Here is a 16,899-nt window from a genome sequence, read left to right on the forward strand (position 1 = left end):
CCCGCACAGCGGGCCGGTTCAGCCGGCCTGCGGGCGGTGTGCTGCCGGAGCACCTCATGAATCTCTCCAAATTCTTCATCGACCGCCCCATCTTTGCGGGCGTGCTGTCGCTGCTGATCTTCATCGGCGGCCTGCTGTCGATCCGCGCGCTGCCGATCTCGGAATACCCCGACGTCGTGCCGCCCTCGGTCGTCGTGCGCGCCCAGTACCCGGGCGCCAACCCCAAGGTCATCGCCGAGACGGTGGCCACGCCTCTCGAGGAAGCCATCAACGGCGTCGAGGACATGCTCTACATGAGCAGCCAGGCGACCACCGACGGCCTGATGACGCTGACCGTCAGCTTCAAGCTCGGCACCGACCCCGACAAGGCCCAGCAGCTGGTGCAGAACCGCGTCAGCCAGGCCGAGGCGCGCCTGCCCGAAGAGGTCAAGCGCCTGGGCGTGACGACGGTCAAGAGCAGCCCCGACCTGACCATGGTCGTGCACCTGACCTCGCCCAACGGCCGCTACGACATGACGTACTTGCGCAACTATGCGCTGCTCAACGTCAAGGACCGTCTCGCGCGCATCCCGGGCGTCGGGCAGGTGCTGATGTTCGGCTCGGGCGACTACGCGATGCGCGTCTGGCTGGACCCGCAGAAGGTGGCCGAGCACGGCCTGTCGGCCAGCGATGTGGTGACCGCCATCCGCGGCCAGAATGTGCAGGCCGCAGCCGGCGTCGTCGGCGCTTCGCCCGGCTTGCAAGGCGTGGACCTGCAGCTGTCCGTCAATGCCCAGGGCCGCCTGCAGACGGCCGAGGAGTTCGGCGACATCATCGTCAAAAGCGGTGCGAACGGTGCCGTGACACGCCTGCGCGACCTCGGCCGCGTCGAGCTCGGCGCCAGCGAATACGCGCTGCGCTCACTGCTGGACAACAAGCAAGCCGTCGCCGTGCCCATCTTCCAGGCCCCGGGCGGCAATGCCCTGGACATCTCGGCCAATGTGCGCGCCGCGATGGAAGACCTGAAGACGGCCATGCCTGAAGGTGTGGACTACACCATCGTCTACGACCCGACGCAGTTCGTGCGCGCCTCCATCGAGTCCGTCATCCACACCCTGCTGGAAGCCGTGGCCCTGGTGGTGCTGGTCGTCATCCTCTTCCTGCAGACCTGGCGCGCTTCCATCATCCCGCTGCTGGCCGTGCCGGTGTCCATCATCGGCACCTTCGCCGTCATGCACGGCTTCGGCTTCTCGATCAATGCACTGAGCCTCTTCGGTCTGGTGCTGACCATCGGTATCGTCGTGGACGACGCCATCGTGGTGGTGGAGAACGTGGAGCGCAACATCGCCAACGGCCTCTCCCCGCGCGACGCGACCTACCAGGCCATGCGCGAGGTGTCGGGCCCCATCATCGCCATCGCGCTGACGCTGATCTCGGTCTTCGTGCCGCTGGCCTTCATCACCGGCCTGACGGGCCAGTTCTACAAGCAGTTCGCGCTGACCATCGCCATCTCGACGGTGATCTCGGCCATCAACTCGCTGACCCTGTCGCCGGCCCTGGCCGCCATGCTGCTGAAGGACCACCACGCGCCCAAGGACGCGCTGACCCGCGGCATGGACCGTGTGCTGGGTGGCTTCTTCGGCGGCTTCAACAAGCTGTTCTCGAGTGGCTCCGCCAAGTACGGCAGCGGCGTGAAGACGCTGATGTCGCGCAAGACCGTCATGATGGTCGTCTACCTGGCGCTCGTCGCGGCCACGGCCGGCCTGTTCAAGGCCGTGCCCGGCGGCTTCGTGCCCGGCCAGGACAAGCAGTACCTGATCGGCTTCGCCCAGCTGCCCGACGGCGCCACGCTGGACCGCACCGAGGACGTCATCCGCCGCATGACCGACATCACGCTGAAGACGCCGGGTGTCGAGCACGCAGTGGCCTTCCCCGGCCTGTCCATCAACGGCTTCACCAACAGCTCCAGTTCGGGCATCGTCTTCGCGACCCTCAAGCCCTTTGACGAGCGCAAGAGCAAGGATCTGTCGGCCGGCGCCATCGCGGGCAAGCTGAACGCGCAGTACGGCGCGATTGAAGACGCCTTCATCGTCATGTTCCCGCCCCCGCCCGTGCAGGGCCTGGGCACCACGGGTGGCTTCAAGCTGCAGCTGCAGGACCGCGGCGGCCTCGGCTACGAGGCCATGGACCAGGCGCTCAAGGCCTTCATGGCCAAGGCCTACAAGACGCCCGAACTGGCCGGCCTGTTCTCGAGCTACCAGGTCAATGTGCCGCAGCTGTTCGCCGACCTCGACCGCACCAAGGCCCGCCAGCTCGGCGTGGCCGTGACGGACGTGTTCGACACCATGCAGATCTACCTCGGCAGCCTGTACGTGAACGACTTCAACAAGTTCGGCCGCACCTACTCGGTCCGCGTGCAGGCGGATGCCGCCTACCGCGCCCGCGCCGAGGACATCGGCGCGCTGAAGGTGCGCTCGTCCACCGGCGAGATGGTGCCGCTGTCCGCGCTGATGAAGGTCACGCCCAGCTTCGGCCCCGAGCGCGCGCTGCGCTACAACGGCTTCCTGTCCGCCGACATCAACGGCGGCGCCGCGCCCGGCTTCTCGTCGGGCCAGGCCCAGGCCGCCGTCGAGCGCATCGCCGCCGAGACCCTGCCCCCCGGCATCGGCTATGAGTGGACCGACCTGACCTACCAGGAAAAGATTGCCGGCAACTCGGCCGCCTGGGTCTTCCCGCTGGCCATCCTGCTGGTCTTCCTGGTGCTGGCCGCACAGTACGAAAGCCTGACCCTGCCCATCGCCATCCTGCTCATCGTGCCCATGGGCCTGCTGGCGGCGATGACGGGCGTCTACCTGAGCCATGGCGACAACAACGTCTTCACGCAGATCGGACTCATCGTGCTGGTGGGATTGAGCGCGAAGAACGCCATCCTGATCGTCGAGTTCGCCCGCGAGCTGGAGTTCGCAGGCCGCACGCCGATGCAGGCGGCACTGGAGGCGGCGCGGCTGCGGCTGCGGCCCATCCTGATGACGTCGATGGCCTTTGTCATGGGCGTGCTGCCCCTGGTGCTGTCCACCGGCGCCGGCGCCGAGATGCGCCAGGCCATGGGCATCGCGGTGTTCGCCGGAATGATCGGCGTGACGCTGTTCGGCCTGTTCCTGACGCCGCTGTTCTACGTCATCGTGCGCCGCGTCACCGGCAATGCGCCGCTGCGCCATCACGGTGGCCAGGTGGCGGCACCTGCGGCTCCCGCGCAGCCCGTCGCCCCTGTGATCGACGCCCTGCCGCAACGAGGAAAGTAATCATGAAATTCCAACTGACTTCACTCTTCGCCGCGCTGCTGCTGGCTGGCTGCGCCTCGGTGGGCACGGTTGATCCGTCCCAACTGCCGCAGGCCCCCACCGCCTACAAGGCTCAATCCGCGAACGGCGCAGCCGCGCTGACCGCCAGCTGGTGGCAGCCCTTTGCCGACCCGGTGCTGGACGATCTCGTCGCCCGTGCGATGACCGCCAACACCAGCGTGCAGGCGGCAGCCAACCGCCTGGCCCAGGCCCGTGCGGCCCTGGGCGGCGCCGAGGCGGCACGCCTGCCGCAACTCGGCGTGGCCGCCGGTGCCGGCCGCGCCGCCGACCCCGGTGCGCGAGGCCTCACGCAGTACAACGCCGGCCTGAACCTGGCCTATGAGCTGGACCTGGGCGGCCGCCTGCTGCATGAGCGCAATGCCAGCGCGCTGGACGTGCTGGCGCGCGAGCAGTTGCTGGCCGACGCCCGCCTGCTGGTGCAGGCCAATGTCGCCCGCGGCTACCTGGCGCTGCGGGCGCTGGATGCCGAGCGCGAGATCGTCCGGGGCACCGTCGCCGCTTATGGCGAGACCTTGTCGCTGACCGAGAAGCGTGCTCGTGCCGGCGATGTAGCCGATCTGGACCTGGCCCGCGTGCGCGCCGAGCTGGCCGCCAACGAGGCCGAGGCCCTGGCCCTGGACCGCCGCCGCCTGGAGCTGGAAACGGCCCTGGCTGTGCTGCTGGGCGAACCGGCCTCCAACTTCCGCCTCGCACCCACCGCATGGTCGACTGCCCTGCCCGTCGTGCCCGCCGGCCTGCCCAGCGAACTGCTGCAGCGCCGCCCCGACCTCGCCGCTGCGCGCAGCCAGCTGCAGGCCGCGCAGGCTCGCGTCGGCGTCGCCCAGGCGGCCTGGTGGCCCAGCCTGTCACTGACGGCCCAGGGCGGTGGCGTGTCCAGCGAGGTCGCCAACCTGCTGAAGAGCGGTGCCAGCACCTGGGGCATCGGCCTGCTCGCCGCGCTGCCGATCTTCGATGGCGGCCGCCGCGAGGCCGGCGTCAACACGGCCAAGGCCCAGCTGGATGGTTCGGCCATCGCTTTCCGCGAACAGTTCCTGCTGGCGCTGAAGGATGTGGAAGACCAACTCGGCGCGCTGACGCTGCTGCAGCAGCAGGGCGAGGCCAATGCCCGCGCTGTCAGCGCGGCCAGTCAGGCGCTGAAACTGTCGGACACGCGCTACCGCAACGGCCTGGTCAGCCAGCTCGAACTGCTGGACGCGCGCCGCAGCGAGCTCGCCAACAAGCGGGCCGCGCTGCAGGTGCGCTCGGCCCAGTACCAGGCCACCGTCGGCCTGATCCGGGCCCTGGGCGGCGGCTGGAGCGAAGCTTCCGTCAAAGTGGCTGGCGTTTGAGCACGGCGATGTTCACCGTCGTGCGCGTGACGAAGCCCAGGCTTTCGTAGAGCGCGATCGCGGCGGTGTTCGTCGTCCAGGCGTGCAGGAAGGCCTGCTCGCCGCGGCGCTGGATGTCAGCCGTCACCGCGGCCGACAGCCGCCGCGCCAGGCCCCGGCCGCGGAAGTCGGGGTGGGTGCAGACGCCGCTGACCTCGACATGACCGGGGAAGCGCATGCGCTCGCCGGCCATCGCCGCCAGCCGCCCCTCGATGCGGATGCCGATAAAGCGGCCCATCGTGTGCGTTCGCGGCAGGAAGGGCCCCGGCTCGGTCAACGTCGCCAGGGCCAGCATCTCGGCGGCATCGACGTCGGTCAGCACGTCCAGGCCCTCATCGACTTCGAGGGGGCGCATGGCCATCATCTGCACGCCGAGCGCCTCCTTCACGGCCATCAGGTCCGGCGGCACAACGATGGGCGGCACCTGGGCCAGGAAGACGGCGTCGTCGCCGGGCTGAACGAGGGCCGCAAGGGCGGCCAGGCTGGTGGGGCTCTCGTCGGGCGTGGCCGCGAAGCGGTTGATGTCGGCCTTGAAGCGCCGCGCGCGCGCGTCGCCCATGCCCCACTGCGGCTGGTGCTGCAGGCTGGCCCAGACGGGACGGTCGAGGCCGCTCACGATGGCACCCTTTGCATCAGCGGCGTTTCGACCAGCGCGTCTTCCAGCGCCGCCAACTGGGCCAGCAGATCGCCGTCCAGGCCGGCACAGGCCTGGGCAACGGCCGCCTCGATGGCGGGCCAGGCCTCGCCTTGGGAACGCTCCACCAGGGTCTGTCCCTTGCTGCTGAGGGCTATGCGGCGCACGCGCCGGTCGGCGTCCGAAGCCTCTGAGCTGACCAGGCCTTCGTCCTCCAGGCCCTTCAGCGATCGCGTGACCACGGGCTGGCTGACACCCACCGCCTGGCTCAGTTCGCCGACGCTCAGTGGGCCGAGGCGATCCAGGGCCGCCAGCAGCGGAAACCAGGCCGCCGGCTGCTCGAAGCCATGCGCAGCCAACACCGCTTGTGTCTGAGCCTGCAGGGTCTCGCCGATGCGCTTGAGCCGCGTGCCCAGGCTCAGGTGGCCCAACTCCTTGACGACGTCCTCGACCACGATAGCTCCTGCTCAACCGATATGCATACCATGCTATGCATTAAGTCGGGCATCGTCAATGCCAGGTCAAAGGGCGCGTCAGACGCGAACCGTCGACGGATCAGGAAAACTCAGGGGAGGGTCTTGCAGTTGGGCTTGCAGACCACCTCGTTGCGGCCAAGCAGCCGGATGGACTGCAGGCTGGCCGGCGCACGGTGCTTGCCGCATTTGAAGCAGGAGCGGGTGTGGCCGCTGCCGAGGAAGGGCGAACCGCCGATTTTCGACTGGTAGCGCAAGCCATCCTGGCGGACCGCGGTGACGGTGTCTTTGCTCATTCTTCGGCACAGGTCGGGACGAAACGTGAATTGACGCACGCCGAAGATGACAGCGCCATCTCGCAAGCCCCAGGTTCTTGACTAAAGAGTGCGAAACCGCGGGCTTTCCCCACCCCGATCCGCGGGGTCGGCCAGCGGGGACAATGCCGCTCCGCTCCAGAACACCCCATGGCCAAGCTCTTTTTCCGCTATGCCGCGATGAATGCCGGCAAATCCACCGCCCTGCTGCAGGTGGCGCACAACTACGAGGAACGCGGCCACAAGGTGCGCATCTTCACGGCCCGGCTGGACGACCGCTATGGCCGCGGCTTTGTCACCTCGCGCCTGGGCCCGCAACGCGAGGTCGAGCAGTTCGATGCCGAGACCGACTTCATCGCGCTGATGGACGAGACGCCCGGCATCGCCTGCATCCTCGTCGACGAGGCCCAGTTCCTGTCCAAGCGCCAGGTGCAGCAGCTGCACGAGATGGCCCATCTGCGCAACTTGCCGGCCATCTGCTACGGCCTGCGCACCGATTTCCAGGGCGAACTCTTCCCCGGCTCCGCCGCGCTATTGGCCCTGGCCGACGAGATGGACGAGATGAAGACCATTTGCGACTGCGGCCGCAAGGCGACGATGAACATGCGCGTCGATGCCAACAACCGCAAGGTCACTGAAGGCGCCCAGGTCGAGATCGGCGGCAATGCCCGTTACCGCTCGGTTTGCGGCCGCTGCTTTCGCCAGGGTTGAAAGCAAAACGCCGCCACGGGCATTGGCCCGTGGCGGCGCTGCTCTTTCATGCGCCTCGCGCAAGGCGAGGCAATAAAGCCTTATTTGGCGGCGATCTGGGCGTCCAGTTCCTTGCAGGACGGCGAGCAGACGGGCTGGGACTTGCCCAGCAGCTTCTTGGACTTGAGCATCGCGCGTGGGCGGTGCTTGCCGCAGAGGAAGCAAGACATCGTCGCGGCGCCGAAGGAAGAGGTTGCCGCGAAGGGCGAACCGGGAGCTTTGGAGCGGTAGCGCAGACCATCCGCTTCGATGGTGGTCTTGGTGGTTTCTTTGGCCACGCTGGTCCTGTCGAAGAGTGTTTAAAAGGGGGCGCCGGGTAGAGGCGCAGGCCCCGTATTTTCCACGATGTGGCGAAAGCCCCTTCCTAGGGCTTTCAACCCCCCTTGAATCGCGCAGGTCTTTTGCCCGCCCAGGCCGCCTGACCTTCGATCAGATCGGCCGAATCGCGAGCCTTGAGGATGTCGGCGGCGAGCTGTTTTTTATCGAGACGGCCGGCGGCAATGGCGTTCAGATGCTGCTTCATCGGCAGCAGGGCCAGCGGCGCCATGGCGAGCAGTTCGTCCGTCAGGGCGACCAGTGCCGCGTCCAGGGTTTGGACGTCGGGCAGCAACTGGTCCAGATAGCCGCAGCCGAACAGGGCCGCTGCGTCCAGCGTGCGCCCGGCCAGCAGCACCTGCTTGGCCGTGGGCAAGCCCAGGCGATTGACGAAGCGCTGCAGGCCACCGGCATAGAAGTGCAGGCCGATGCGGGCCGCCGGGACGAACATCTCGCAGGCCGGCGCGCCGAGGCGGAAATCGCAGGCCAGGGCCAGGTCGGCCGCGCCGCCATAGACGCCGCCATGCAAGCGGGCGATGGTGATGGGCCGTGCCGCCTCCAGCGCTTCGGCCAGTTCGCCGAAGCGCGCGCCGGCGTCGATGGCGCCCAGGGCGCTGAGGTCGAAGCCGCTGCAGAAGTGTTTGCCCTCGCCGGCCAGCACGAGGACGCGGACCGCCTCGGCACTATTCACCTCGTCGATGAGGCCGCGCAGGCGGCCGAGGTCATCGACGGCCAGGCGGTTGGCCTGGCGCGGGCGGCGCAGCGTGATGCGGGCCACGCCCGCGTCGATTTCCAGCAATGGCGCCTGTCCGCTGGTCACGCGCGCCGCCTCGCCAGGCGGCCCTGCAGCGCATAACCCTCGCCGATCCTGATCTGGCGGGCATGACGCTCCGCCTCGGCCAGCTCGCGAAGTGCCCGGACCTGGGTCGGCCTCAGCTGGGTGTCCTGGTGCAGCACGAGTTCGGCGACCAGATCCCAGTCGCCCTCCAGATCCGCCGACCACAGCGGCGCCTCGTCCGGCAATTCGGCGAGCAGCTGCTGCAAGGCGCTGACCCGGGTTTCGGCCACCACGAGGGCTGCCAGCTCGGGCCAGCGGCCCAGCGGCGCTTCGGCGGCCTGTGGCGGCCAGATCGCGCACAGCCACTGCGGCGCATGGGTCTCGACACGCGGCCCGCCCAGCGTCTGTGACAGCTCTGCGCTCGCGCCGGCAACCTGCCGGGCCAGCGCCGTCCAGGCCCCGGCCTGCCAGCGCGCCATCAGGCGCGGATCGGGCGCCGGCGGATGTGGCATGAGGGCGGCGATGTCCACCTCCGGCATCTCGACGACGGCCGGCGGCGGAGCCACCTTGGGCAGCTCGATGCTCGCGATGACCGACAACGGATCAGGCTCGGGCGGTGGCGGTGCGGCATGGAAGTCCAGCACCGTCGCTTCGACCTCGACGGGAGGCGCAGCGGGGGGCAGATGAATGTCACCGATAAAGGAGGGCAACTCCACCGGCGGGACATGAAGGTCCAATGCCGGCGCTTCCACGATGGCAACGTGCGGCAGGGGGTCGGCGGCAGGCTCCATGGCTTCGACCAGATCTACCGCTTCGACCAGCGGGGCAGCATCACGGTCGATCCGTGGTGGTTCGACCTCGCCATCGGACTCGCAAGCCTCGACGACGGCAGGCTGCACCGGCTTCGTCGCTCCGCTGTCCTCGACAACTGCACCGAGCCCGGCGGGCGCCGCCGCTACATCGAGCGACACGAATTCGGCCGCGGCTGCCTGCGGCTCGATCAACGGCGCCCCGACCTCCAGCACCTGGGCCTCTGCCATGAAGAGCGGCCAAGCAGGCTCATCCGGCAGCGGCACGTCTACGGCCGCCTCGGGTTGCTCGACCTCCTCCAACAACGACGTGGGTGCGAGATCGGCCTCGGCGACTGACGGCGCGGGCGGAATCTCCTGCACCCAGGCCTCCACGGTCACGACGCGCGGCGCAGACGCTTCGACCACCTCGATGTCCTCGACATCCAGCATCTCGTAACCCCTCGCCTTCAACCGCGCCAGCGTCGCTTCGTCCGGCCCCGAACCGGTACGCAGCAGGGACTTGAGTTCCAGGTCCAACGGCGCGGGCACGGGCGGGCGCCAGTCGTCCAGCAGATGAGTGGGATCGAAACTCCCCGGCGAGACGCCGAGGGCCAGCGGCCTGGCGGCACCGTCGCCCACCAGCAGCGCGCCGAGCGCCAACTCGGGCAGGGGGGCGGGCGCGGGCGGACGCCAGCCGTCCAGTGCATGGGTGGGGTCGAAGGCGTCCGGCTCGGGCATGGCTTTACAAGCCAGACATTGTGACGACGTAAGCTCGCGGGTTCACTGTCACAAAAACGTCATGTTGCACACTCGTCGCCGCCTGCTGAGCCTGGCCCTCGCCACCGCACTGTCCGCCTGCACGACGACGGCACCGCCCGCCGCGGCGCCGCAGAACAAGCCCAAGCTCCTCGTCCTCGTCGTCATCGACGGGCTGCCAATGCGTCAGGTGACCGGCTACCGCGACCAGCTCAGCGCCGACGGCTTCGCCCGCTTCCTCGACCATGGCCGCTGGTTTGCCAACGCCCACTATGGTCACGGCCACACGGTCACGGCGGCTGGCCACTCGGTGATGCTGTCCGGCGCCTATCCGCAGCGCAGCGGCATCATCAGCAACGAGTGGCGCAACCCGGTCACGGGCGAGCAGGTCTACAACACCGGCGACCCGGACTACCAGTACATCGACAGCCCGACCGCGCCCTTGTCCGGCACCAGCCCGCGCAATCTCAAGGTCGAGACCCTGGGCGATGTGCTGCGCACGGGATCGCCCGCATCCAAGGTCATCGGCATCTCGGGCAAGGACCGCGGCGCCATCCTGCCGGCCGGGCACAAGGGGACGGCGTATATGTATATGACGGAGACGGGCCGCTTCGCCTCCAGCACCTATTACATGCAGGCCCATCCGCAATGGGTGACGGACTTCAATGCCGCCAAGCCGGCCGATGCCTTCTTCAAGAAGACCTGGGCGCCGCTCTTGCCTGAATCGGCCTATGCCCGCTCGGTGCCGGACGGCCAGTCCTGGCAGATCGCCAGCGGCAATGGCAACAGGCTGCCGGCCGTCATCGGCGACAAGATGGACGGCCCCGGCCCGCGTTTCTACGGCGGCCTGCTGGCCTCACCCTTCGGCGACGAGCTGACACTGGCCTTCGCCCGCGCCGCGGTGAAGAACGAGAAGCTGGGCCAGCGCGGCGTGCAGGACATCCTGTCGGTCAGCCTGTCCAGCCACGACTACATCAACCATGCCTTCGGACCCGAGTCGCGGCTTTCGCATGACCACACCCTGCACCTGGACCGCCATCTGCAGGCCTTCTTCCAGTTCCTGGACAAGGAAGTCGGCGCCGGCAACTATGTGCTGGCGCTGACGGCCGACCACGGCTTCACCGACACGCCGGAATGGGCCGCCACCCAGGGCCGCGATGCCGGCCGCTTCACCAACGGCCCGGCGCTGGCCGCGGTGAATACCGCGCTGGTCGCCAGGTTCGGCGTCGACAAGCTGGCCTGGGCCTTCTCCGCCTCCGGCCTGCTGCTGAACGAGAAGCTCGTGGCCGACAAAGGCCTGAAGTTCGCCGACGTGCAGACCGCCGCCCGCGAGGAGCTGCTGAAGCTGCCGGGCGTGGAGGCCGTCTTCACGCGCGAGCAGCTCTTGGGCAGCGACACCACGACGCCGTATCTGGAGGCCATGCGCAAGTCCTACGACCCGACGCGCGCCGCCCAGCTGCAGATCGTGCTGAAGCGCGGCTGGATCTTCAGCTACCGCCCCGGCGGCAGCACCCATGGCAGCCCGCATGACTACGACACCCATGTGCCCCTGCTGTTCTGGGGCCCGGGCTATGTCGGCCAGGGCGAGATGAAGGAGCGCGTCGAGGTGGCCGACCTGGCGCCGACGCTGGCCGGCATTGCCGGTCTGGCGGCACCCGCCCAGGCCCAGGGGCGGGACCTGAAGCTCAGGCCCTAGAGAGCAGGGCCGCGGCCGTCTCGCCCCAGACGGCCTCGGTCAGCGTCAGCGCGCCCAGCCTTTCGCCCAGGGCCACGGCCTGGGCCGGGCCGGTGGACGGCAGCATGACGAGCAGCCGCCCATCCTCCAGCCGCATGCAGCCATCCTCGCCGCGGATGCGGCCCAGCAGCTCGGCGGGGTCGGCGTCCGCCGCCAGCGTGGCCACGGACAGGGGCCAGGCGCGCGGATCGGCCAGCAAGGCCTGCAGCAGTTCGCGGCCGGCCTGGGCCGACAACAGCTGCCCCGTCAACGGCCGCGGGCCGGCGAGTGCGCTGATGTCGACGCCCGTCAAGGCCAGCCCGCCGTCCGCCGTGCGCTGCTCCAGCCACCACAGGCGCCGGCCGTCGCGCCAGGCCTGCTCATAGCCTCGTTGCGCGATGCGGCTGCGCCGCTCCGGGGCATCGACAGGCCCGACGCCCGCCTGGCCGGCGGCCTCGACCATCTCGATCCAGCCCGGCAAGGCCGTCGCATCGAGGCCCCAGGCCTGGCGATAGGCGGCATTGGCCTGCTGCAGGCGGTCGCCGGCATCAAAGAGGGCCAGCAGCAGCGGGCCATCGGCCAGCGTTTGCCACCAGAGATCATTGGGGTTCACGGCCCGATTCTGGGCCGGCCAGGCTTATCTGCGGCTGATCTCGCCCGAACCGCTGACGCTTTGGCGCAACTGCGGCCGGCCTGCATAGCTCAGATCACCGGAACCGCTCAGTTGGACGTCCAGCTGTTCGGTGACGCCGATCGACACATCGCCCGAACCGTTGATGTTGACCTTGGCCGCACGACCCGCCAGGGCGCGGGCATCGACATCGCCCGAGCCGCTGACCGACCAGCTCTGCTGATCGGCACGGCCGGCCAGGCGCACATCGCCCGAGCCGCTGATGCTGACGTTCAGATCCTTCAGCTCGACGACGCCGAAATGCACATCGCCCGAGCCGACGATGCTCAGGCTGAGGCTGTCGGCCTTGAAGCGCTCAGCGCTGAGGTCGCCCGAGCCGTTGATGGCGATGGCCTGCAGGGCGCGGGCGTCGACACGCAAGACCGGCGCTGAGCGCGTCGTGAAGCCCGCCTCGCGCTTCATGCGCACCACCAGGGTATCGCCCTCGACAACGGTCTCGACCAGGGGCTCGATGTTGTCGTCGGCCACGACGGTGGCTTGGTCGCTGCCCGCCTGGGCCAGCCTGACATCGAAAGGCCCATCGATGCGCAGCTTGCTGAACGCCCCCAGCGCCCGCGCCTTCTCGACCTTGACGCCAGAGCCCTTGATGCGATTCTTGCCGCTGCCGTAGTCCATCGGCCCGCTGAAATGGGCCGTCCAGCCGTCGGACTCCTTCTTGATGCGCAGGCGCCAATCGTTGTCGCCGGCGGCGACCGTGCCGCAGGCGGCGGCGATCAGGATCAGGAAGGCGAGGCGTTTCATGCAGGGGCTCCCGGTGTCGGATGAATGGCGGCAGTCTGTCCGACAGGCCGATGCGGCGCCGCCCTCGGGCGACAGACTGCATTTCTGCGGGCATGGGCCGTAGGATGGGCCGATCTGCAGGAGACCCGACATGAAGATGGATGGCCAGCGCGAGAGCGAGAACGTCGAGGACGTGCGAGGCAGCGGCGGCGGCGGTGGCCTGCCGATCGGCGGACGCGGCCTGGGAGTGGGCGGCATCGTCGTCGCCCTGCTGGCCTCCTGGGCTTTTGGCATCAATCCGCTGACGGTGCTCGGCCTGCTGGATGGCGGCGGCGGCGCGCCGGCTGTGCAGTCCGGCGCACCCGCCGAACACCACCCGAAAGACCCGGGCGCCGTTTTCGTCAGCCGGGTGCTGGCCGACACCGAGGACGTCTGGGGTGGCTACTTCCAGCGTTCGGGTCAGCAATACCCCGCGCCCAAGCTCGTCATCTTCCGCGACCGCTGGCCCACCGCCTGCGGCGCTGGCGAGGCCGCCATGGGCCCCTTTTACTGCCCGGCCGACCGCAAGGTATATATCGACCTCGGCTTCTACGAGGTCATGCGCCAGCGCCTGGGGGCGCCCGGCGACTTCGCCCAGGCCTACGTGATCGCCCACGAAGTTGGCCACCACTTACAAAACCTGATGGGCACGACCGAGAAGCTGGACCGAGCCCGCGGCCGGGTCTCGGAGCGGGAAGCCAATGCCCTGAGCGTCAAGCTGGAGCTCCAGGCCGACTGCTTTGCCGGTGTCTGGGCCAATCTGTCGCAGCGCAGCAAGGGCTGGCTGGAACAGGGCGATATCGAGGAGGCGCTGAACGCGGCCAGCCAGATCGGCGATGACACCCTGCAAAAGCGTGCCCGCGGCACCGTCGTGCCAGAAAGCTTCACCCACGGCAGCAGTGCCCAGCGGGTGCGCTGGTTCAAGACCGGCTTGCAGGCGGGCGACCTGAAGGCATGTGACACGTTTTCGTCAGCCGCCCTCTAAGTCCCCGATTCAGGCCCACCCAATCAAGGGGGCGCCAGATGACCCCCAAAAGGCTTTGTGTGAAACACTCCCATCCAAACCGCCGAGCCCTTCCATAGCATCGGCCCGCCCTGAGGCCAGGGGAGTTGCTCCCTAGTCTGGTGCAACCGAAAAACGATACGAGGCCCACTGTCATGAGCGAACGCCAGATCCCCGACCCGCAGTCGACGCCCCAGGCGCCGGCCCCCGTCGATGCGTCTCGTCGGCGCTTCGCCAAAGCGGGTGCGGCGACCCCGGTCGTGCTGGGCAGCCTGCTGAGCAAGCCGGCGCTGGCGACTCAGCCCTACAACTGCACCATTTCGGGGCAGATGTCGGGCAATACGTCGAGCCACCCCAACCAGGTCAATTGCAAGTCGCTTGGCAAGTCGCCCGGCTACTGGAAGAACGCCAGCAGCTGGCCGGCCGGCACGCTGAAGGGCAATTCGCCCACCTCCAGCTGCAGCTTCAGCGGCAACAAGGGCACCGTCTTCGGCGGTTTTGCCAGCGGCGGCCAGACGCTGATCGACGCCTTCCGCTACAGGGCCGAATCCTCGGCCTGCGTCTGCTATGGCCTGCGCGACTCGAATTTCGCTTCCTGCGGCAGCAAGGCCACCCTGCTGCAGGTGCTGAATTCCCCCGGCGGCCTGAACGACACGATGATCTACGCGCTGGGTCGCGCCACCGTGGCAACCATCCTGAATTCCCTCAGCGTCGGCACCGACTACCCGATCACCGTCGCCCAGGCGATCAAGATGTTCAATGCGGTCGCCCCGGTGGGTGGCAAATACCAGGTCAACACGACGGTTTTCTGGGACGCCGACCAGGTCATGGCTTACTTCCAGAGCCTGTACTCCTGAGCGCCGAACCATCGGTGTGACACTTCGGGCGTCCGTTGCGACGCCCGAAGTCTTTTCTGAAGCCATTCCGTGACCACCACCGATCCAGTGCCAACGCCTCGATGGGCGCTCACCTATGGGGCCGATCTGTCGATCCGTGTCTGGGGTGATGACTGCATGGTGCATCACGGGCTGTCCAACGACACCCATCGCCTGGCCGCCTGGCTCGTGCCGGCTTTGAAACGCCTCGCTGAAGCGCCGCCGGCCGCGCTCGATGAACTCGCGACGCTGATGGAAGCCGACCCGGAGACCGCCACCGATGTCCTGCAGCAGCTGGAACAGCTGCTGCTCGTGCAACGATGCTGACCGTAGGCCTGCTGTCCCCGGCCGAGCTGAGCCAGAGGCTGCACGGCGGACTGACGCTCAAGACAGGCCCTTTCGCCTACCGAATCCACAGCACTTTCCCGTCCGTCGCGGCGGGCCTGGCAACGCTGTACGCGGATTTCCAACTGGAGCCCGAGGGCGGCATTGCCGACTTCCATGTGCATGTCCAACCCGTCAAGGGACTGCGCCGCTGGCTGGGCGCGCAGGTGGAGTTCCGGCTTGATCAGCACAGCCCCTTCCTGCCCTTGCCGGCCGACCATGCCTTCGCCCTGCTGGAATGGGGCATGAACTGGTGCCTGGCCAGCCAGGCCAATCATTACCTGCTCTTCCATGCCGCCGTGCTCGAGAAGGACGGCCAATGCCTGGTCATGCCCGGCGACCCCGGCGCGGGCAAGAGCACGCTGACAGCCGCGCTGATGCTGTCGGGCTGGCGCCTGCTGTCCGATGAAATGGCCATGGTCGACCGCGACGATGGCCGGGTCACGCCGCTGGCCCGGCCCGTCAGCCTGAAGAACCAGTCCATCGACGTGATCCGCGGCTTTGCGCCTCAGGCGGTGCTGGGCGAGGCCGCCCGGGACACGCACAAGGGCACGGTCTCGCATCTGCGGCCTTCGGCGGCCAGCGTCGCCGGTCGCGCGCGGCCGGCTCGGCCGACACAACTCATCTTTCCGCGCTGGCGCGCCGGCGCGCCGACCCAGCTGACGGCGGTACCCAAGGCCCAGGCTTTTGAAAGGCTGGCCGGCCATGCCTTCAACTACAGCCTGCTGGGCCGGCTGGGCTTCGAGCTGACGGCCTCGCTGATCGACGCCAGCCATTGCTGGGATTTCAGCTATTCCGACCTCGCCGACGGCCTGGCCGCGCTGGAGGGGCTCAAGTCATGACACCGCTCTGGACCGCCCTGCTGCTGTCGCTGCGCGAGCCTGCCAGCATGGCGAGCCACGACGAAGCGACCTGGGACCTGCTGCTGCGGCAAGCCCTGTCGGCCGGCCTGCTGGCGCGGCTGGGAGCGCTGGCCGGTCAAGCCGGTGTCGAGCCCGCCCTGCCGCCACCGGTGCGGCGCCAGATGCGCGCGCTGCTGGCCGTGGCCGAGCAGCAGCGTCGCGCGGTGCGCTGGGAGCTGGTCATGCTGAGCCGGGATCTTGCCGCCCTGCCTGGGCCCGTGCTGTTGCTCAAGGGGGCGGCCTATGTCGCCGGCGACCTGCCGCCGGCGCCGGGCCGCCTGTTCTCGGACATCGACATCCTCGTGGCCCGCGAGCAGCTGGACGAGGCCGAGGCGGCGCTGATGCTGGGCGGCTGGGCCAGCGACGCCGGGACGGCCTATGACGAGCGCTACTACCGGCAGTGGATGCATGAACTGCCACCCATGGTGCATCTGCGCCGCCAGACCAACCTGGACCTGCATCACAACATCCTGCCGCTGACCGCGCGCATCAAGACCCACAGCGCGCCGCTGCTGGCCGCGGCACAGCCCGTCGCGGAGTTCCCACGCTTCAGTGTGCCGTCGCCGGCCGACCAGATCCTGCACAGCGCGACTCATCTGATGCACGAAGGCGAATGGGGCCACGGCCTGCGCGACCTGGTCGACCTCGACAGCTTGCTGCGCAGCCATGCCGTCCAGCCGGGTTTCTGGGAGGGTTTGCTGGCCCGCGCAGAGGCGCTGTCGCTGGGCCGGCCGCTGTTCTACGGCCTGAGCCTATGCCGGCACTATCTGCACACGCCCGTGCCGGACGATGTGCTGCAGCGCTGCCCCTCCCGGCCCGGGCCGCTGCTGCGGCGGCTGATGTCAGGCCTGCTGCGGCGGGCCCTGACCAGCGCCCATCGCGGCTCGACGGCTCCAGGCACACGCCTTGCCGAATTTGCACTCTATGTGCGGAGCCACTACCTTCGAATGCCATTGCACCTGCTGCTGCCTCACCTCATCGTCAAGGCGGTCAGCCGGCCCGCACCGAGCTCCACCGAGCGCGAAGATGCCGGCCCGGTGGAACAGCGCTGA

At 68.6% G+C, this 16,899-nt stretch carries 17 protein-coding genes; 9 read left to right on the top strand and 8 right to left on the bottom strand.

Annotation, left to right across the window (positions count from 1 at the left end; all coding sequences use genetic code 11):
• Nucleotides 1-56 precede the first annotated feature (56 nt).
• Together J2X20_RS15395 and J2X20_RS15400 are read left to right on the top strand one after the other, a co-directional pair.
• The gene (locus tag J2X20_RS15395; RefSeq protein ID WP_310266288.1) at nucleotides 57-3,281 is read left to right on the top strand and encodes an efflux RND transporter permease subunit; all 3,225 of its coding nucleotides are present in this window, start codon (nucleotides 57-59) and stop codon (nucleotides 3,279-3,281) included.
• A gap of 2 nt (nucleotides 3,282-3,283) precedes the next feature.
• Entirely contained in the window at nucleotides 3,284-4,669 is a 1,386-nt protein-coding gene (locus tag J2X20_RS15400; protein WP_310266289.1) for an efflux transporter outer membrane subunit, read from the top strand.
• On the opposite strand, the gene J2X20_RS15405 is transcribed toward J2X20_RS15400, so the two are convergent.
• The 3 genes from J2X20_RS15405 to J2X20_RS15415 all read right to left on the bottom strand — a co-directional run bounded on the left by J2X20_RS15405 (nucleotide 4,650) and on the right by J2X20_RS15415 (nucleotide 6,111).
• The gene (locus J2X20_RS15405; protein ID WP_310266290.1) at nucleotides 4,650-5,324 is read right to left on the bottom strand and encodes a GNAT family N-acetyltransferase; all 675 of its coding nucleotides are present in this window, start codon (nucleotides 5,322-5,324) and stop codon (nucleotides 4,650-4,652) included. The genes J2X20_RS15400 and J2X20_RS15405 overlap by 20 nt on opposite strands.
• Nucleotides 5,321-5,797 (bottom strand): MarR family winged helix-turn-helix transcriptional regulator, encoded by a 477-nt coding sequence (locus J2X20_RS15410; RefSeq protein WP_310266292.1) that lies wholly within the window; start codon nucleotides 5,795-5,797, stop codon nucleotides 5,321-5,323. Before J2X20_RS15410 ends, J2X20_RS15405 begins: the two co-directional genes overlap by 4 nt.
• 110 nt (nucleotides 5,798-5,907) lie before the next feature.
• The gene (locus J2X20_RS15415; RefSeq protein WP_056266871.1) at nucleotides 5,908-6,111 is read right to left on the bottom strand and encodes a hypothetical protein; all 204 of its coding nucleotides are present in this window, start codon (nucleotides 6,109-6,111) and stop codon (nucleotides 5,908-5,910) included.
• Between the two features lie 168 nt (nucleotides 6,112-6,279).
• On the opposite strand from J2X20_RS15415, the gene J2X20_RS15420 reads away from it, so the two are divergent.
• A complete protein-coding gene (locus J2X20_RS15420) occupies nucleotides 6,280-6,840 on the top strand; it encodes a thymidine kinase (RefSeq protein WP_310266295.1) in 561 nt (186 codons plus the stop codon).
• Between the two features lie 80 nt (nucleotides 6,841-6,920).
• Here the strand turns inward: J2X20_RS15420 and J2X20_RS15425 are convergent, their stop codons facing one another.
• From J2X20_RS15425 to J2X20_RS15435, 3 genes are all read right to left on the bottom strand, one after another.
• The gene (locus J2X20_RS15425; protein WP_056266878.1) at nucleotides 6,921-7,157 is read right to left on the bottom strand and encodes a hypothetical protein; all 237 of its coding nucleotides are present in this window, start codon (nucleotides 7,155-7,157) and stop codon (nucleotides 6,921-6,923) included.
• Nucleotides 7,158-7,252: 95 nt separating this feature from the next.
• Nucleotides 7,253-8,014, bottom strand: a complete 762-nt coding sequence (locus tag J2X20_RS15430; protein ID WP_310266299.1) for an enoyl-CoA hydratase/isomerase family protein — start codon at nucleotides 8,012-8,014, stop codon at nucleotides 7,253-7,255.
• Nucleotides 8,011-9,501: a hypothetical protein gene (locus J2X20_RS15435; RefSeq protein WP_310266300.1), complete on the bottom strand. Its 1,491-nt coding sequence runs from the start codon at nucleotides 9,499-9,501 to the stop codon at nucleotides 8,011-8,013. Before J2X20_RS15435 ends, J2X20_RS15430 begins: the two co-directional genes overlap by 4 nt.
• 61 nt (nucleotides 9,502-9,562) lie before the next feature.
• Between J2X20_RS15435 and J2X20_RS15440 the strand changes: the two genes are divergently transcribed.
• Nucleotides 9,563-11,215, top strand: coding sequence for an alkaline phosphatase family protein (locus tag J2X20_RS15440; RefSeq protein WP_310266302.1), 1,653 nt, complete (start codon nucleotides 9,563-9,565; stop codon nucleotides 11,213-11,215).
• On the opposite strand, the gene J2X20_RS15445 is transcribed toward J2X20_RS15440, so the two are convergent.
• Both J2X20_RS15445 and J2X20_RS15450 read right to left on the bottom strand, forming a co-directional pair.
• Nucleotides 11,205-11,846, bottom strand: a complete 642-nt coding sequence (locus J2X20_RS15445; RefSeq protein ID WP_310266305.1) for a hypothetical protein — start codon at nucleotides 11,844-11,846, stop codon at nucleotides 11,205-11,207. The genes J2X20_RS15440 and J2X20_RS15445 overlap by 11 nt on opposite strands.
• A gap of 24 nt (nucleotides 11,847-11,870) precedes the next feature.
• Nucleotides 11,871-12,665: a head GIN domain-containing protein gene (locus J2X20_RS15450; RefSeq protein WP_310266308.1), complete on the bottom strand. Its 795-nt coding sequence runs from the start codon at nucleotides 12,663-12,665 to the stop codon at nucleotides 11,871-11,873.
• Between the two features lie 130 nt (nucleotides 12,666-12,795).
• Between J2X20_RS15450 and ypfJ the strand changes: the two genes are divergently transcribed.
• The 5 genes from ypfJ to J2X20_RS15475 all read left to right on the top strand — a co-directional run bounded on the left by ypfJ (nucleotide 12,796) and on the right by J2X20_RS15475 (nucleotide 16,899).
• On the top strand, nucleotides 12,796-13,668 hold the full coding sequence (gene ypfJ, locus J2X20_RS15455; protein ID WP_310266311.1) for a KPN_02809 family neutral zinc metallopeptidase: 873 nt from the start codon (nucleotides 12,796-12,798) through the stop codon (nucleotides 13,666-13,668).
• A 173-nt stretch (nucleotides 13,669-13,841) separates the two neighbouring features.
• Nucleotides 13,842-14,543, top strand: a complete 702-nt coding sequence (locus tag J2X20_RS15460) for a hypothetical protein (RefSeq protein ID WP_310266313.1) — start codon at nucleotides 13,842-13,844, stop codon at nucleotides 14,541-14,543.
• A gap of 69 nt (nucleotides 14,544-14,612) precedes the next feature.
• Entirely contained in the window at nucleotides 14,613-14,888 is a 276-nt protein-coding gene (locus J2X20_RS15465) for a hypothetical protein (protein WP_310266315.1), read from the top strand.
• Nucleotides 14,882-15,787, top strand: a complete 906-nt coding sequence (locus tag J2X20_RS15470; protein WP_310266318.1) for an HprK-related kinase A — start codon at nucleotides 14,882-14,884, stop codon at nucleotides 15,785-15,787. Before J2X20_RS15465 ends, J2X20_RS15470 begins: the two co-directional genes overlap by 7 nt.
• Nucleotides 15,784-16,899, top strand: coding sequence for a nucleotidyltransferase domain-containing protein (locus tag J2X20_RS15475; RefSeq protein ID WP_310266321.1), 1,116 nt, complete (start codon nucleotides 15,784-15,786; stop codon nucleotides 16,897-16,899). Before J2X20_RS15470 ends, J2X20_RS15475 begins: the two co-directional genes overlap by 4 nt.

Source organism: Roseateles saccharophilus (genome assembly GCF_031458095.1).
Lineage (GTDB): Bacteria > Pseudomonadota > Gammaproteobacteria > Burkholderiales > Burkholderiaceae_C > Pelomonas > Pelomonas saccharophila_A.

Bases quoted from the DNA above. Each gene is read 5' to 3' on its own strand.
- J2X20_RS15450 (WP_310266308.1), bottom strand. From the start codon at position 12,665: ATGAAACGCCTCGCCTTCCTGATCCTGATCGCCGCCGCCTGCGGCACG.
- ypfJ (WP_310266311.1), top strand. From the start codon at position 12,796: ATGAAGATGGATGGCCAGCGCGAGAGCGAGAACGTCGAGGACGTGCGA.
- J2X20_RS15420 (WP_310266295.1), top strand. From the start codon at position 6,280: ATGGCCAAGCTCTTTTTCCGCTATGCCGCGATGAATGCCGGCAAATCC.
- J2X20_RS15435 (WP_310266300.1), bottom strand. From the start codon at position 9,501: ATGCCCGAGCCGGACGCCTTCGACCCCACCCATGCACTGGACGGCTGG.
- J2X20_RS15470 (WP_310266318.1), top strand. From the start codon at position 14,882: ATGCTGACCGTAGGCCTGCTGTCCCCGGCCGAGCTGAGCCAGAGGCTG.
- J2X20_RS15475 (WP_310266321.1), top strand. From the start codon at position 15,784: ATGACACCGCTCTGGACCGCCCTGCTGCTGTCGCTGCGCGAGCCTGCC.
- J2X20_RS15395 (WP_310266288.1), top strand. From the start codon at position 57: ATGAATCTCTCCAAATTCTTCATCGACCGCCCCATCTTTGCGGGCGTG.
- J2X20_RS15415 (WP_056266871.1), bottom strand. From the start codon at position 6,111: ATGAGCAAAGACACCGTCACCGCGGTCCGCCAGGATGGCTTGCGCTAC.
- J2X20_RS15440 (WP_310266302.1), top strand. From the start codon at position 9,563: ATGTTGCACACTCGTCGCCGCCTGCTGAGCCTGGCCCTCGCCACCGCA.
- J2X20_RS15460 (WP_310266313.1), top strand. From the start codon at position 13,842: ATGAGCGAACGCCAGATCCCCGACCCGCAGTCGACGCCCCAGGCGCCG.
- J2X20_RS15400 (WP_310266289.1), top strand. From the start codon at position 3,284: ATGAAATTCCAACTGACTTCACTCTTCGCCGCGCTGCTGCTGGCTGGC.